Source organism: Kurthia senegalensis, assembly GCF_000285595.1.
In the GTDB taxonomy this organism is placed as follows: Bacteria; Bacillota; Bacilli; order Bacillales_A; family Planococcaceae; genus Kurthia; species Kurthia senegalensis.
In genome coordinates, this window is the sequence record NZ_HE611064.1 from 708,699 (window position 1) to 725,207 (window position 16,509).

Annotated in this window: 12 protein-coding genes and 1 pseudogene; 1 reads left to right on the forward strand and 12 read right to left on the reverse strand. The window is 40.1% G+C overall.

Annotated elements, in window-relative coordinates; all coding sequences use genetic code 11:
* Positions 1-119 precede the first annotated feature (119 nt).
* From KSHG_RS03860 to KSHG_RS03900, 9 genes and pseudogenes are all read right to left on the reverse strand, one after another.
* Positions 120-737, reverse strand: a complete 618-nt coding sequence (locus tag KSHG_RS03860) for a TVP38/TMEM64 family protein (RefSeq protein WP_010302102.1) — start codon at positions 735-737, stop codon at positions 120-122.
* Positions 738-897: 160 nt separating this feature from the next.
* Positions 898-2,016: a PDZ domain-containing protein gene (locus KSHG_RS03865; protein WP_235728336.1), complete on the reverse strand. Its 1,119-nt coding sequence runs from the start codon at positions 2,014-2,016 to the stop codon at positions 898-900.
* A 184-nt stretch (positions 2,017-2,200) separates the two neighbouring features.
* On the reverse strand, positions 2,201-3,088 hold the full coding sequence (ftsX, locus tag KSHG_RS03870; protein ID WP_010302110.1) for a permease-like cell division protein FtsX: 888 nt from the start codon (positions 3,086-3,088) through the stop codon (positions 2,201-2,203).
* Positions 3,081-3,761 (reverse strand): cell division ATP-binding protein FtsE, encoded by a 681-nt coding sequence (gene ftsE, locus KSHG_RS03875; protein ID WP_010302111.1) that lies wholly within the window; start codon positions 3,759-3,761, stop codon positions 3,081-3,083. Before ftsE ends, ftsX begins: the two co-directional genes overlap by 8 nt.
* 142 nt (positions 3,762-3,903) lie before the next feature.
* Positions 3,904-5,067 carry a DUF4097 family beta strand repeat-containing protein gene (locus KSHG_RS03880; RefSeq protein WP_010302115.1) on the reverse strand — a complete coding sequence of 388 codons (1,164 nt, stop codon included), beginning with the start codon at positions 5,065-5,067 and terminating at the stop codon, positions 3,904-3,906.
* Positions 5,068-5,123: 56 nt separating this feature from the next.
* Positions 5,124-5,666, reverse strand: a complete 543-nt coding sequence (locus KSHG_RS03885; protein ID WP_010302119.1) for an AAA family ATPase — start codon at positions 5,664-5,666, stop codon at positions 5,124-5,126.
* Positions 5,667-5,741: 75 nt separating this feature from the next.
* Positions 5,742-8,611: pseudogene (gene uvrA / locus KSHG_RS16075) on the reverse strand (excinuclease ABC subunit UvrA).
* A gap of 4 nt (positions 8,612-8,615) precedes the next feature.
* Entirely contained in the window at positions 8,616-10,580 is a 1,965-nt protein-coding gene (gene uvrB, locus KSHG_RS03895; protein ID WP_010302128.1) for an excinuclease ABC subunit UvrB, read from the reverse strand.
* A 184-nt stretch (positions 10,581-10,764) separates the two neighbouring features.
* A complete protein-coding gene (locus KSHG_RS03900) occupies positions 10,765-10,992 on the reverse strand; it encodes an IDEAL domain-containing protein (protein WP_010302132.1) in 228 nt (75 codons plus the stop codon).
* Between the two features lie 196 nt (positions 10,993-11,188).
* On the opposite strand from KSHG_RS03900, the gene KSHG_RS16080 reads away from it, so the two are divergent.
* Positions 11,189-11,755: a competence protein ComK gene (locus KSHG_RS16080; RefSeq protein WP_010302134.1), complete on the forward strand. Its 567-nt coding sequence runs from the start codon at positions 11,189-11,191 to the stop codon at positions 11,753-11,755.
* A gap of 79 nt (positions 11,756-11,834) precedes the next feature.
* On the opposite strand, the gene prfB is transcribed toward KSHG_RS16080, so the two are convergent.
* From prfB to hpf, 3 genes are all read right to left on the reverse strand, one after another.
* A protein-coding gene (prfB, locus tag KSHG_RS03910; protein WP_162829253.1) for a peptide chain release factor 2 occupies positions 11,835-12,936 on the reverse strand; the annotation gives its coding sequence in 2 pieces (ribosomal slippage) (positions 11,835-12,863 and positions 12,865-12,936; 1,101 coding nt in all).
* 103 nt (positions 12,937-13,039) lie between these two features.
* Complete coding sequence (gene secA, locus KSHG_RS03915) at positions 13,040-15,595, reverse strand: preprotein translocase subunit SecA (protein ID WP_010302139.1); 2,556 nt, start codon at positions 15,593-15,595, stop codon at positions 13,040-13,042.
* 279 nt (positions 15,596-15,874) lie between these two features.
* A complete protein-coding gene (hpf, locus tag KSHG_RS03920) occupies positions 15,875-16,435 on the reverse strand; it encodes a ribosome hibernation-promoting factor, HPF/YfiA family (protein WP_010302141.1) in 561 nt (186 codons plus the stop codon).
* Between the last annotated feature and the right edge of the window lie 74 nt (positions 16,436-16,509).

Here is a 16,509-nt window from a genome sequence, read left to right on the forward strand (position 1 = left end):
GAATTCCTCCTTTGTTTTGCTTCTATATGTAGTATACCTTTTTTTCTATTATCCTCCTACAAATAAGAACAAATGTTCGAATAAAAAACGTGCCGTCTTTTATGACCGGCACGTTTACATTATTTTTCGTGTTGTTCTTTTTCATTTAATTCTTTTGCCATTTTCGCATTCATACGCTTCTCTGCATACTTTCCACCGCCCCATAAAATAGCGATAATGAGCACGACGATGATCGTACGCTGTGGTTGTGTAATGAGCGCATGCAAGTCCGAGCCAATCCAGCTAATCGCGAAAAGTTGAATCACTTTTGCGAACATAATCGTAAAGAAATAATGTTTCTTTTTCAATCTAGATAAGCCTGCTACGACATTCACAATCGATGTTGGTGTAAATGGGAAGCAAAGTAAAACGAAAAGTGGTGTAAAGCCATGATACTCGACCCAAGCAATCAGTTTAACGACTGCTTTACGTTCCGTAATAAAACGGAATACTTTCGCATGACCAAAACGTCTTACGATTAAGAATACAGAAAAGGCCCCTAGTACAGAACCTGCCCAAGATAATACAAAACCCATCCATAAACCATACGCAGATGCGTTCGCAACGACAAATGCCGCAAGAGGTAATACCGGAAGGAATGCTTCTAAATAAGGTAGTAGAAACCCTAAAAGCATGCCAATCACTTGATGTTGTTGTGCGACGGCTTGAAAATTTTCCACCGTAAGCCAGTCTGGCATATTCATTCCTCCCTTTTCGAAACGTTCTATTCCTTATTATAATACGGCAACTTTAGAAAAAAGTTCCTTTTTACGTATGAATTGTTCGAAAGTATTCACGATTTCGTAAAAAACCACCTCGTTTCATCCGAGGAGAAACGAAGTGGCTTCGAAACATCTATTATTTTAAGACGATTAAACCGATTCGGAAATGGTCATCGCGGAACACGACATGTTGACGAATTCGAACTTCATCATTCGTATCAAGTACTTCGATACGACAATGTGCCGCATTAATTTGGAGTGCTTCATACAATTCATCTTCTGAATGAATTGGAATACCATTCACGCGGCGAATCACTTCCCCTTTTTGAATACCCATTGCTTCTGCAGGAGATCCCGGTAGAACGGCAACAACGACAACACCTTTTTTATTCGGTGTTACCGCAAAAGCACCTTTTCTTTCCGAAATACTATACAAAATGGAAATGAGCATACGTCCGATCACTGCAAGAACGACAGCAGCAAGTCCGACGATTGGAATGAAAATCGCGATCAGTGCCTCGATGAAAACGAGTGCACCTAACAATTGTACAGTCGCCCCAAACTTCGGATAAAATGTTGCTGGTAATTCTTTTCTTGCCCGTTGTTGGAATCCAAAAACGACTGGGAATAATACGAGACTAAACGTTTCGCTTCCGATGTTAAAGCGTGGCCAAAACGGCAGTGCATCGGGAATAACCGATCCTGGAATTAAAAAGAAGACTGGTAAAATCCAAATACGCTTCGCTAAATAAGTGACCGCTTTTAATCCACGATCTGTTTTTTGATAGCGTGGTGATGCATTCCATGCAGCATATTTTTTAATAAGCTGCCCTTCGATGATTAACACGATCGCTAATAAAAAAGGAACGGTCATAAATAAATGCTGATGCATCGATAAAGCATCCACTTGCCACGGTCCTAATGTCCAAGAACCGTCGTATACGTACGTAAACCATAAAATGACGAAGGCAAAGCCGAAGCCATAAACTGCCGAGGCTAAATGATAATAAAAACTTACTAAACCAATTATCATAATGATTGCGACGAGTACTAAATAAACGGGTGGTAATACGAACCCGAGAAGCAGCGATATGATCGTGAAGATTAACGCCATCCGCCACCCTTGTTTTAATAAAAATACCGTTTCATACATTCCCCAATGAATTTGGCGATTGAACCATTTTCGTTCATTTTGAACGCGACGATGTCCAATGGCCAAGCAACAAATAATCGCTATGTATAATAAGGGATTCATAAACAAACGTCCAAAACCTTTTCCTATTTCTATGACGATATCCAATACGATTCACCTCAACTTCATTTGTAAATGTTTGACTATTTCCATTGTATCAAAACGCACTAGAATGTGCGACCATCCGTCGTACACATTTCAAATGACACAAAAAAAGATTGAGGCAACATTCCGCCGCCCCAATCTTTTATTTCACCCGCACAAATTTATGAGCGGATAAGCCACTTCCAAGCAATCCAATGAACATACTCATAATGAGTAACATCGTATTGAGTTTCCATAAAAATGCATTCGGTTCTAATAATGTAAACCCTTGTCCACGCAAACTTATCATTAACTGTTCATACAATTGTGTATAGCCCCAAGTCATTACAATCATCGGAATAATCGCACCGAAAATCCCGAGCAATGCACCTTCTATCATAAATGGCATACGCACGTAATGATTCGTCGCTCCAACGAGCTTCATAATTTCAATTTCATGACGTCTTGCCGTAATCGTCACTTTAATCGTATTCGAAATGAGGAACAACGCCATACAGACGAGACCGACGATAAAGAGGGAACCGATAAGGCGCGCAATGCGCACAAATTCGAATACTTGATCAATTTGCCCTTTACCGTAAAGAACGCGATCCACCCCTTGAATCGTTTGAATTTGCTGTGCGACCGATGCTGTTTCAGAAGGTATTTCCGCTTTGACATAAATAACATTTTGCAGCGGATTCTCTTGATCAAATAAGCTTAAGTCACTCCCAAAATCCGTGACGATTTCTTTCATTTCTTCTTCCTTCGTTACGTAGCGCACCGTATCTACATGGCGTAATTTCAAAATGCTTTGTTGCATTTCAATTGCTTTACTCTCGGCTACTTCATTACTAATTAGCACTTTTATTTCCACGTTGTTTTCAAAATCAGTCGCCACTTTATTGACGTTTACTAACAGTGATAAAAATACACCGACGAGTATTAATGTTACGGTCACCGCTCCAATCGAAGCAAATGCCATCCATCGGTTACGTAAAAGCGACTGGAAGCTATCTCGTACATGACGTCCAAATCGTTTACTACTCACTGTAACCACCTCGCAGTGCATCGTGTACAATTTTCCCGTCTGCAAATCGAATGACGCGATGTGGCAAACGGTCGACGACGTCTCGGTTGTGCGTTGCCATAATGACCGTCGTTCCTTCAGCATGAATTTTTTCGAAAAGACGCATAATGCTCATCGTCGTATCTGGATCCAAATTCCCTGTCGGTTCATCCGCAATAATAATTCTCGGTTTATTCACGAATGCGCGTGCAATCGACACTCGCTGTTGCTCGCCCCCTGATAACTCTCCCGGAAATTGCTTCGCCTTTTCTAGAAGGCCGACTAGTTTTAAAACCGTATGTACTCTTTTTTTAATGTAAGCCGTATCCGCTTCAATAACTTCTAATGCGTACGCAATATTTTCATACACCGTTTTCGCCGGTAATAATTTAAAGTCTTGAAAAACGACACCCATTTGGCGACGCAAATACGGTACTTTACGCGATGGTAACTTCACGATGTCTACACCGTCTAAAAAAATCGCACCGCTCGACGCTCTTTCTTCGCGATATAACAATTTAATAAATGTTGATTTCCCTGCGCCACTCGCTCCGACAACGTAAACGAACTCACCTTGTTCAATTTTCACGCTCACACCTTTCAGCGCTACGTTTCCTGTCGCATATTTTTTGACGACTTTTTTCATTTCTATCATCTGGTCGCCTCGCTTATTTCATAATTTTCTCTCTTTTGTATCATAGCACAAAAGAACCTTTCGAATCGTCTCCGCATAGGAAAAACATAACGTAAAAAAACGACCTCTCCAGCAAAGCTGAAAAGGTCGTTTCATCTATTTATTATAATGCGTAACGTACGACAATTGAGCCGGCACGTGTTTCCGCTTTAACTTCTAACGGTTGTTCCTCATTTACTTTCTTATCAAAACGAACTGATTTCGACAACATTTGGTCTTCAGATTTCACATGTTCTACATCTTCGAGTTGCACGTTAATTTGTCCGATATTCGAATTCAATTTACCGTGTAAATTCGTTGCTTCTGGTAGTTGAAGGTCAATCGAACCCGCTGCTGTTTGAGCTTTCATCAGCTCCGCATTCGAATCCGTCGTTTTCAATTGTACCGCACCATTAACCGTGCTACCTTTTATTTTTTTGAATGTACCAGACACTGACACGCTACCGTTTGTAGACTCTGCTTCAACTTCGCTACCCGCGCTATCGATCACGTCAATCGTACCATTCGACGTTTCTAACTCCATTTTGCGAGCTGTCGTTTCGACGATTTTCACTTTACCATTCAATGAAGCTACTTTGATTTCGTCAAAAACAAAATGCTTCACGACGAAATGACCGTTCGATAAATCGACCGTCATATGTTGATACACTTTTTTCGGTAAGAATAGCGTCACATTCGTACGATACGTACGACTATGATTCGTAAGACGTACTGTGCCGTAATCGTTTTCAGCCGTAAATAATCCTTCAAAGTCCGATTCCACATCTTCCGAACGAACGAGCAATGTCGGCACGACTTCTACTTCCGCGTACGCTTCACCGCTCGACGATTCAACAATTTCAAATGAACCATTCGGTACTTTAACGCTTACATTTTGAATCGCATCATTTCCTAATTCATAACGTTTCGTGAATTGGCGTTTTTCACCTGTAAAATCAAATTCGCGTACTTTCGTTACTGCCGTCGTAAACATGTCCATGAATTTAGAGCTAAACTGTGTAAAATCTTTTTTCAATTCATCGATAAATTCTTCGTCTGTCTTATCTGTTTTTTGCTTTTCTGATTTTTCCTCTTCAAAAGAAAATGGCGCTTCCTCATGTTTTGACGTTTGTTCTGTATGAGGCTTTTCAGTTGTTGTAAAAGGTTGTTTAGGTTGTGCTGTTCCTTGCTTTTCTGCATCAATTTTCTCAAGTAAATCAAGCGCTTCTGTTGCAGAAATAACACCTTTCTCGACTAAAGCTAAAATACGTTTACGTTCATCTTGCATGGAAACATCCCCTTTTAATTTGATACTAGTATTTACGTAAATAATTAAAAAAAGTTTCAGTTTTCATTTATTTTTCTTAAAAGTGCTTCAATTGATTCCTCTGTCAGCGGCTCTGAATTATCGTACGTCACAACAACATTTTGTTCAAACAATGCCCCATCTGAAAATACAGGGAATCGTAGTGCAGCCTCTCGTTCCCACGTAGAAAGACTGCCTTCATCCGGATGACACGCTACATACTGCACAGCTTCTAATTCAAGCGGCAATGTTACTTCGACGTAGTGAACGGACGTTTGTAGTTGTTCTGCTAAATGAACATCGCTATAATACGTCGACAGTTCAACGACGACGTCTAATCCATTCGCTACTTGGTCTGCGATGAGACGTCGCAGCATCTCCATTCCTTTTTCACTTTCTAAACGGCGCTGCATTTCTTGTTGAAAACCTCTCCCATTTAATTGTTTAGCACGTATGATGTGAGCAATCAATGGCTCAATCGTTGCCGGTCCATCGATCCAAACAGCTCGTAGTTTTTGAGCGAGCGCTTTTGCAACAGTTGACTTTCCTACACTTTCATACCCCGATACGATAATTAACATAGCTCTTCTCCTTTGCTCACAAAAAAGCACTTTCAAAGAAAGAATCTTCCTTCAGTGAAAGTGCTTAGAGCGTCTTTATTTTTTTGATTGTGCTTTCGCCACGACTTTTTGCATACGCTCACGATCTCGTTTTAAAATTGGCGCTAAATAGCGTCCCGTATAAGAAGCTGCTACTTCTGCTACTTGTTCCGGAGTTCCTGTCGCAACAATTTGTCCACCACGGTCTCCACCTTCTGGACCGAGGTCAATCATATAATCGACCGTCTTAATAACGTCTAAATTATGTTCAATAACGAGAACTGTATCCCCGTTATCAACGAGACGTTGTAACACATCAAGCAAACGTGCAATATCATCGACATGCAAGCCCGTTGTCGGTTCATCTAAAATGTAAATCGACTTCCCGTTCGAACGTTTATGAAGCTCAGAAGCTAATTTCACACGCTGCGCTTCCCCACCAGATAATGTTGTCGCCGGTTGGCCAAGTTTCATATACCCTAAGCCGACATCAACGAGCGTCTGAATTTTACGTTGGATTTTCGGAATGTTTTTGAAAAAATCTGCTGCTTCTTCAATCGTTAAATCAAGGACGTCTGAAATGTTTTTATCTTTGTATTTCACTTCGAGCGTTTCACGATTGTACCGTTTACCGTGACACACTTCACACGGAACGTAGACATCCGGTAAAAAGTGCATTTCAATTTTAATAATCCCATCGCCACGACATGCCTCACAGCGTCCGCCTTTTACGTTGAAACTAAAACGACCTTTTTTATAGCCACGTACTTTCGCTTCATTCGTCGTCGCATAAACGTCTCGAATATCATCAAATACGCCTGTATACGTCGCTGGATTTGAGCGTGGTGTACGTCCAATTGGAGATTGATCAATATCAATAATTTTTTCTAATTGTTCAATACCTTCAACCGATTTTACTTTCCCCGGTTTCGCTTTCGCACGGTTCATTTTTTGCGCGAGTGTTTTATAGAGCACTTCGTTAATGAGTGTACTTTTCCCTGAACCAGATACGCCTGTTACCGCCGTGAAAATACCGAGTGGAATGTCTACTTTAACATTTTTTAAATTATTTTCACTTGCACCTTTAATCGAAAGTTTGCGCCCATCGCCTTTTCTTCGTTCAGTCGGTAGCGGAATGAATTTTTCCCCTTTTAAATATTGACCTGTTAATGACTTAGGATTGTTCATCACTTCTTCTGGCGTGCCGACAGCGATAATTTCGCCACCGTGTTCACCTGCACCAGGACCGACATCGATTAAATAATCCGCCGCAAGCATCGTATCTTCATCGTGTTCAACGACGATTAACGTATTGCCTAAATCACGCATCGATTTTAACGTTTCAATCAAGCGATCGTTATCCCGTTGATGTAACCCAATCGATGGTTCATCTAAAATGTACAATACGCCCGTTAATCGAGAACCAATTTGAGTCGCAAGGCGAATACGCTGCGCTTCTCCGCCAGATAACGTACCTGCCATACGATTTAGCGTTAAGTAATCAAGCCCTACATTTTCTAAGAAAGATAGGCGCTCATTAATTTCACGTAAAATTAAATTAGCAATTTGAGCATCTTTCTCAGACAGCGTTAACGTATTGAAAAATTGGATAGCTTCTTTAATTGAATACGTCGTTACTTCTCCAATATGTTTATGCGCAATTTTCACCGCTAACGTTTCTTCTTTCAAGCGATGTCCGTGACAGCTTGGACAAGGTAATTCCGTCATATATTTTTCCATTTGTTCGCGAACCCAATCGGAATTCGTCTCATGGAAACGACGGTGCACGTTCATTAAAACACCTTCGAAAGGTGCTACTTTTTCGCGTGTATTATTAAACTCATTCGTATAAACGAAATGAATTTCTTCTTCACCAGAACCATGTAAAATAATGTTCATTTGATCTTTCGGAAGATCTTTCACCGGCGTATCCATGTCGATATTGAAATGATTACAAACGGTTTTTAAAAGCGTTGGATAATAAGCTGAACTCGTCGGAATCCATGGCACAATCGCATCTTCATTCAATGATAGATCCCAATTCGGAATCACGAGCGTTTCATCGACAACTACTTTCGAACCGAGTCCGTCACATGTCGGACAAGCACCGAAAGGACTGTTGAAAGAAAACATACGCGGTTCTAGTTCACCGATTGAGAAGCCACAAATCGGGCAAGCGTGATGTTCACTAAAAAGAAGTTCTTCTACGCCCATCACATCAACTTTCACACGTCCTTCTGCAAGACGAAGTGCCGTTTCTAATGAATCGCTCATTCGTCCTTCTACGCCTTCTTTTACGATCACACGGTCAACTACCGCATCAATGTCATGCTTTTTATTTTTTCGAGTTCAATCGTTTCGTCTAAATCTCGTACTTCTCCGTCAATACGGACACGAACGAAACCTTGTTTTTTAAGATCTTCTAACACTTTTACGTGTTGTCCTTTACGACCTGAAACGATCGGTGCAAGTAATTGTAGTTTCGTACGTTCCGGATATTGCATAATACGGTCAACCATTTGCTCCACTGTTTGTGAAGAAATTTCGATGCCATCGTTCGGACAATATGCTTTACCGACACGCGCAAATAGTAAGCGTAAATAATCGTAAATTTCCGTCACCGTTCCGACTGTCGAACGTGGATTTTTACTCGTCGTTTTTTGGTCGATCGAAATCGCAGGTGATAACCCTTCAATCAAGTCTACGTCTGGTTTATCCATTTGCCCTAAAAACTGGCGTGCATACGCTGACAAAGACTCTACATAACGTCTTTGCCCTTCTGCATAAATCGTATCGAATGCTAAAGAGGACTTCCCAGAACCAGATAAACCTGTCATGACGACAAGTTGGTCTCGTGGAATCGTCACATCTACATTTTTTAAGTTATTTGCACGTGCCCCTTGCACGACAATTTCAGTATTCTTCATGATGTCATCCTTCCGCCTTTAATTCTAAAATCGTATCTCGTAATTGTGCTGCTCGTTCGAAGTCGAGTGCTTTCGCAGCGTCGCGCATTTGCACTTCTAACTCGGCAACCAACTCTTTTCTTTCCGAAGCAGAAAGTTTTTTCTTCGGCTCGTATAATGCCTCTTCCTCCGCCACTTTCGTTGCACGAATCGCCTCTCGAATCCCTTTTTGAATCGTTTTCGGTACGATGCCATGCTCTTCGTTATAAGCCATTTGAATGCTACGACGACGCGCTGTTTCATCCAATGCTTTTTGCATCGAATCCGTCACCTTATCTGCATACATAATAACGTGCCCGTTCGAATTACGTGCTGCACGGCCAATCGTTTGAATAAGCGCACGTTCCGAACGTAAGAAGCCTTCTTTATCAGCATCTAAAATCGTCACAAGTGACACTTCTGGAATGTCCAACCCTTCTCGTAATAAGTTGATTCCGATTAAGACGTCATACACACCTAAACGTAAATCTCGAATGATTTCTGTTCGCTCAAGCGTCTTCACTTCTGAGTGTAAATATTGTACTTTAATGCCGATTTCTTTTAAATAATCCGTTAAATCTTCCGACATTTTTTTCGTTAGTGTCGTAATTAATACGCGCTCATTTTTCTCAATACGCGCATAAATTTCGTCGATTAAATCATCAATTTGTCCTTCAATCGGACGGACGTCAATTTCTGGGTCAAGTAACCCTGTTGGACGAATAATTTGCTCGATCATTTCCGGCGTATTTTCTTGTTCAAAAGGTCCTGGCGTTGCGGATACGAACACAGCTTGAGAAATATGTTTTTCAAATTCTTCAAAGCGTAGTGGACGATTATCCATAGCAGATGGCAGACGGAAACCGTGATCGACAAGCATTTTTTTACGCGCTTGGTCTCCGTTATACATACCCCTTATTTGTGGTAAGGTCACATGGCTTTCATCGACAACGAGTAAAAAATCTTCAGGGAAATAATCTAAAAGTGTGTACGGCGTTGCCCCCGCTTCCCGAAGCGTTAGTTGCCGTGAATAGTTTTCAATTCCTGAGCAAAAGCCCATCTCGCGCATCATTTCTAAATCGTAATTCGTTCGTTGTTCTAAACGCTGCGCTTCTAATAATTTTCCTTCTTCGCGCATCAAAGCCAATTGTTCTTTCAATTCCGCTTCGATGTTGGCAATAGCCACTTGCATTTTCTCATCACGTGTAACGAAGTGGGACGCAGGATAAATCGCAATATGATCCCGTTCTCCGATAATTTCTCCTGTTAAAGCGTCTACTTCTCGAATGCGATCAATTTCATCTCCGAAAAATTCTACGCGTAAACAATGTTCATCTTTTGAAGCTGGAAAAACTTCTACAACATCGCCACGTACACGGAATTTCCCACGAGAAAAGTCGATGTCATTCCGTTCGTACTGAATGTCTACGAGCTTACGAAGCACTTGATTTCGTTCGATTTCCATTCCTGGTCGAAGTGACAAGACGAGTTCCTTATATTCTTCTGGTGAACCTAAGCCGTAAATGCACGATACGGAGGCGATAATAATGACATCATCTCGCTCAAATAAAGAAGACGTTGCTGAGTGACGTAATTTATCAATTTCATCATTAATACTCGCATCTTTTTCGATATACGTATCTGTTTGCGGCACGTATGCCTCCGGTTGATAATAATCGTAATAACTAACGAAGTATTCGACCGCATTGTTCGGGAAAAATTGTTTAAATTCGCTGTACAATTGCCCCGCAAGCGTTTTATTATGCGCGATTATTAACGTCGGTTTTTTCACTTGTTGAATAACGTTTGAAATCGTAAAAGTTTTACCCGTTCCGGTCGCACCGAGTAACGTTTGATAATGCTTGTTTGCCTCAATGCCTTCGACAATTTCTCGAATCGCTGTCGGCTGATCTCCACTCGGTTCATAAGGGGCTTGTAAATCAAATTCCATGTTCGTTCCTCCTCGATCTTGCTGTTACGTTTATAGTATCATATGTTTGCACAAAAATGCGAACATACGTTTTATTCCATTCATTCTTTCTAGTACAAATAGTACCGTTTCTCGTTATATAAAACAAAAAAGACGCCTTCCTCACCGCAGTAAGAAAGACGTCGTAAGTACAAAAACATCTTGTTTATTCTTGTTTTAAATGTTGTAAATAGTCGTTCGTCAATGCTATAAATAGTTGTTCATCTCTTGCATCTAAAGCTTGATCAATCTTATTTAAATAATAAGTTTCTACTTGTTCACTATGAACATGCTTTAAAAATAAATCTAAGTACAAGTCATTTAATAAGGCTTTGCCTTCAACCCCGGGGATTGCATGTAATGCTTCATTCGAATGCGCTGGACGATATTCCATATTGCATCCCTCCCTATAGCTTTTTATTATTATATGACGAAATCGGTACAATACGCAACATTAATTTTTAGAATATTTCGTATTATTATTAAACAACTTTCTATTTTTAACTTGCATATTTTATTTTTGCTCTGTATACTCGGTTTAGAAACATACAAATGTTTCCAAAAAAATAGTAAGAAGGGAGTTTTCGTTATTGAAAACTGAAGAAAAATTAAATGTTATGCCACTCGCTAATTTCAAAGTGTCGCGTGAAATTCTTTTGCTCGAACCAAAACTTTGCCGAAACTTAAAGTACACCCTCGTCCACGAACTTCATCGAACGTATTTAATTAACGCTTCCATCCCACGTGTCATTGAAAAAATTTGTAACAGCTATGGCTCCTCATTCAAAACTGCTTTCCATCTCACTCGTCGCATTACACCAGGCTTCAAAAAACTTCCGATTTCCGTCGGCTCAACGAACCCACTCATTTTTATTCCAACTGCATCTCATACGAAAACGTACGTACGCTGGGTCAACTACCACGCAATTATTTCATACGAAGATAGCGGAAACGGCTACTGCACAGCGTTACTTCAAAATGGCAAAGCATACCCACTTAACCTTTCTCTCACAAGTCTTCGCACACAAATGTCACATGCCCAACAAATCGACCGCTACATGCAGTCCCTCTCTAACAGTGAATTAATGAAACTTTTCCCGAAAGATGATCCATTCATCGATGCTAAACATTTAGATGAATTAGAAGATTTATTTTAACGTTTACACATCTTTATTTTTTTACACAAAAAAAAGCCATGTTACACATGACTTTTTCTCGTTATAACTCGTATGTTCATTAAGCCATTTTCATTCGTAAATAGGCATTAATGAAATCATCTAAGTCGCCATCCATGACCGCTTGAACATTACCTGTCTCAACATTTGTACGATGGTCTTTCACCATTGAGTACGGATGGAATACGTAAGAACGAATTTGACTAGACCAGCCAATCTCTTTTTGCTCTCCGCGAATTTCATCTAAATGTTCTTGTTTCTCTTCTAATTTCAATTGGTACAGTTTCGCTTGTAACATGCTCATCGCTTTTGCACGGTTTTTAATTTGAGAGCGTTCTGCCTGACATGAAACGACTGTATTCGTTGGAAGATGGGTAATACGAACAGCTGATTCCGTTTTATTAATGTGCTGACCACCTGCGCCTGACGCACGATACGTATCGATTTTTAAATCTTCTGTACGAATGTCGACAACGACTTCATCGCTAAATTCTGGCATCACATCACATGACACGAAAGAAGTGTGACGACGACCGGCTGAGTCAAATGGTGAAATACGTACGAGACGATGCACGCCTTTTTCTGCTTTTAAATAGCCGTATGCATTATGACCACGCACTGCCAATGTAACAGATTTTAGCCCCGCTTCGTCCCCCGGTAAGTAATCTAGTGTCTCTACTTTAAAATCGTGTTTTTCTGCCCAACGTGTGTACATGCGCAGCAACATCGTTCCCCAGTCTTGAGACTCCGTACCACCTGCACCTGGATGCAATTCTAAAATCGCGTTGTTTTGGTCATACGGTTCGCTTAATAAAAGCTGCAATTCAAACGTATCAATACGTGCTTGATAAGCTTTCATCGATTCGTCTAAATCGACGAGTAACGCTTCGTCCATTTCTTCTTTCAACAAGTCATGCGTCATTTCTAAATCTTCTTGCTCCGTAGCAAGACTGTAAAACTCATTGACCGTATCTTTCAACGCTTTTGATTCATTGATCAACGTTTGTGCTTTTTGTTGGTCGTTCCAAAAGCTTGGGTCCAACATAATTTCATCTAATTCTTGAATGCGGAACTCTTTGTTTTCTAAGTCAAAGAGACCCCCTAAAGTCTTCTAGTTTTGTTGCTGTTGCATCAAGCGCATTGCGCACATCTGATAATTCAATCATGTTTATTCCTCCAATATGAAAAGAAGGTTGCCATTGATGAACGCCTCGTTTGTGTTCACGAAAGGACAACCTTCTTTATTTACTTACTATTCATTGTAAACTATTCGTTTACGCCGTGACAGTTTTTATATTTTTTACCGCTACCACATGGGCATAAATCGTTACGACCGACTTCTGCCGATTTGCGAACAGGTTGTTTTTTCTTCGGTTTATTACTTTCTTCTTTCGGATTCACCGCTTGACCTTTTGCAACTTCTTCACGTTCAAGGTTCGAACGAATTTCTGCTTTCATCGCAAATTTCGCTACGTCCCCTTTAATTGCTTCAATCATTTCATTGAACATACGGAACCCTTCTTGTTCGTACTCGTGTAATGGATCCGTTTGTGCGTAAGCACGTAAGTGAATCCCTTGACGAAGTTGTTCCATCGCATCGATATGGTCAATCCATTTCGAATCAATGGCACGAAGTAAAATAACTTTTTCAAATTCGCGCATACGTTCTGGAGATAGTTCTTCTTCTTTTTGATCGTATTGCTCTTTCACTAAGCCACGAATGTATTCAATCATCTCGTCGACTGTTTTACCTTTTAAGTCGTCTACTGAAATAGAATCTTCACGTAATAAGTTTCCGATTAAGAAACCGTGGATTGCTTCGTAATTCCATTCGTTCACATCTTCTAATGCTGTGAATGCTTGAATGTTTGAAACGAGTACATCATCAATCATCGTTTCTACAACGTGACGCATGTCTTCTGTTTCTAACACGTCGTAACGTTCTTTGTAAATGATTTCACGTTGTTGGCGTGATACATCATCGTATTGTAATAAACGTTTACGTGCATCGAAGTTATTTCCTTCTACACGTTTTTGAGCAGATTCAACAGCGCGTGATACCATACCTGATTGGATTGGTTGAGAATCATCCATACCAAGACGTGTCATCATCGCTTTCATGCTATCGGAACCGAAACGTTTCATTAAATCATCTTCAAGTGATAAGTAAAATTGAGATACACCAGGGTCCCCTTGACGACCCGCACGACCACGTAATTGGTTATCAATACGACGTGATTCGTGACGCTCTGTACCGATAACAGCCAAACCGCCTAATTCGATTACACCCTCACCAAGTTTAATATCCGTACCACGACCAGCCATGTTCGTTGCGATTGTTACCGCACCTTTTTGACCAGCAAGTGCAACGATTTCAGCTTCACGTTCATTATTTTTCGCATTTAACACTTCGTGTGGAATGCCACGACGACGTAGTAAATCTGATAATAATTCAGACGTTTCGATTGCGACTGTACCGACTAGAACGGGTTGTCCTTTCTTATGACGTTCTGCAATATCATTAGCAACTGCTTCAAATTTGCCGAGCATTGTCGCATAAATTAAATCCGGACGATCGTCACGTGCAATCGGTTTATTCGTTGGAATTACGACAACATTCATGTTGTAAATGTTACGGAATTCTTCTTCTTCTGTTTTCGCCGTACCTGTCATACCTGATAATTTTTCATACATACGGAAGTAGTTTTGGAATGTGATAGTTGCCATCGTCATCGATTCATTTTGAATTTCGACGCCTTCTTTTGCTTCAATCGCTTGGTGTAAGCCGTCTGAATAACGACGACCGTTCATAATACGACCCGTAAAGCCATCAACGATCATAACTTCGCCGTCTTGAACGACATAATCTACGTCGTTATGCATCGCTGCATGTGCACGTAACGATTGGTTGATTGCATGGTTTAACTGAACATGTGTTAAATCGAATAAGTTATCAATATTAAATGCACGTTCTGCTTTTTCCATACCCGTTTCTGTTAAGGCGACAGCTTTTGTTTCTAAATCGTACGTGTAATCGCCTTCACCATATTCCATCTTGCCTTCTTTATTTTTCGTACCTTTTGCTTGTTTTAACGTACGAACGAATGCATTCGATTGTTTGTAAAGTGCTGCTGATTTATTCGCTTGTCCTGAAATAATTAATGGTGTACGTGCTTCATCAATTAATGCTGAATCGGTTTCATCGATTACGGCATAGTAAAGTGGACGTTGAACACGTTCTTCTTTGTATAACACCATGTTATCGCGTAAATAGTCAAAACCAAGTTCGTTATTCGTACTGTATGTGATATCACATGCATACGCTGCACGTTTTTCTTCTTTTGACATACTACTTAAATTCAATCCTACAGATACGTCTAAAAATTCGTATAGTGGGCGCATCGTTTCCGCATCACGCTCTGCTAAATATTCATTGACCGTTACGACGTGAACGCCTTTACCCGTTAACGCATTTAAATATACTGGTAAAGTTCCTGTTAATGTTTTCCCTTCACCGGTTTTCATTTCAGCGATATTACCTTCATGTAATGTCGCACCACCCATAATTTGAACGCGATATGGATATAAACCGAGTACACGTTTAGCCGCTTCACGAATTGTCGCAAACGCTTCTGGGCGAATTTTATTTAAATCTTCCCCATCTTGAATACGTTGACGGAATTCCGCTGATTTTTCACGTAATTGTTCATCTGTTTTTGCTGCATATTCTGCCGCAAGTGCCTCTACTTGATCCGCTACTTTATTTAAATGTTTTAATTCACGTTTATTCGGATCAAAAATCTTGTTCAAAATGCCAAGCATTTGATTCACATCCTATTTCTCATTTCCCAACCTTTGAATAATCGCCATACTGTTCAAAATAAGTTGAGTTATTGTTTTATATTTCCCTCTAAATTGTATATATCGATATACATTGCCATATTTCATTGTAATGAAAAATTGGCATTGCCGCAATGAAAAGCGACGATTCCATTAAAAAATTATTCATTTTTTCAACAATTCTTTGTTTGTTTATAAAATAGGACGAAAAAAACAGCCTAAAGATTCCTCTCTAGGCTGTTTAGCATACATAACTGTTGATTAATTCGTCTCAATTAGACCGTACTTCCCATCTTTACGACGGTAGACGATGTTCGTTTCATTTGATTCGGAATCCGTGAAGATGAAGAAATCATGCCCTAATAAGTTCATTTGAAGAATCGCTTCTTCATCATCCATCGGTTTTAATGAGAACTGTTTCGTACGTACGATTTCTAGTTCTTCTTCTTGCTCTGCTTGCACAGCTTCAGTTTCTTGAGAAGGGACAGTAGCGAAATAAACGCCTACACCTTCACGTTCTCGGAATTTACGATTAATTTTCGTTTTATGTTTGCGGATTTGGCGTTCTAATTTAGCTACGATTGCGTCAACGCCCGTGTATAAATCATCATTACGTTCTTCTGCTCGTAATGTTAAACGTTTCATCGGAATCGTTACTTCCACTTTCGTACGTTTATCGTTATACGTTTTTAAGTTAACGTTTGCTGTCGCATCCATTTCATTATTGAAATAGCGTTCTAATTTAGATAGTTTTGACTCCACATATTCTCTAATCGCTGGAGTTACCTCAATGTTTTCACCACGAATATTAAATGTTAGCATGTAAACTCCTCCTTCTATAAAACCTATACTTCTATATTCTATATTTACCCTTCGGATTCCTTCTTAAACGCGTA

What these genes read in the sequence shown, in the direction of transcription:
- KSHG_RS03860 (WP_010302102.1), bottom strand. Translation starts at nt 737, where the DNA reads ATGCCAGACTGGCTTACGGTGGAAAATTTTCAAGCCGTCGCACAACAA.
- KSHG_RS03865 (WP_235728336.1), bottom strand. Translation starts at nt 2,016, where the DNA reads ATGAATCCCTTATTATACATAGCGATTATTTGTTGCTTGGCCATTGGA.
- ftsE (WP_010302111.1), bottom strand. Translation starts at nt 3,761, where the DNA reads ATGATAGAAATGAAAAAAGTCGTCAAAAAATATGCGACAGGAAACGTA.
- KSHG_RS03880 (WP_010302115.1), bottom strand. Translation starts at nt 5,067, where the DNA reads ATGCAAGATGAACGTAAACGTATTTTAGCTTTAGTCGAGAAAGGTGTT.
- KSHG_RS03885 (WP_010302119.1), bottom strand. Translation starts at nt 5,666, where the DNA reads ATGTTAATTATCGTATCGGGGTATGAAAGTGTAGGAAAGTCAACTGTT.
- uvrB (WP_010302128.1), bottom strand. Translation starts at nt 10,580, where the DNA reads ATGGAATTTGATTTACAAGCCCCTTATGAACCGAGTGGAGATCAGCCG.
- KSHG_RS03900 (WP_010302132.1), bottom strand. Translation starts at nt 10,992, where the DNA reads ATGGAATATCGTCCAGCGCATTCGAATGAAGCATTACATGCAATCCCC.
- secA (WP_010302139.1), bottom strand. Translation starts at nt 15,595, where the DNA reads ATGCTTGGCATTTTGAACAAGATTTTTGATCCGAATAAACGTGAATTA.
- hpf (WP_010302141.1), bottom strand. Translation starts at nt 16,435, where the DNA reads ATGCTAACATTTAATATTCGTGGTGAAAACATTGAGGTAACTCCAGCG.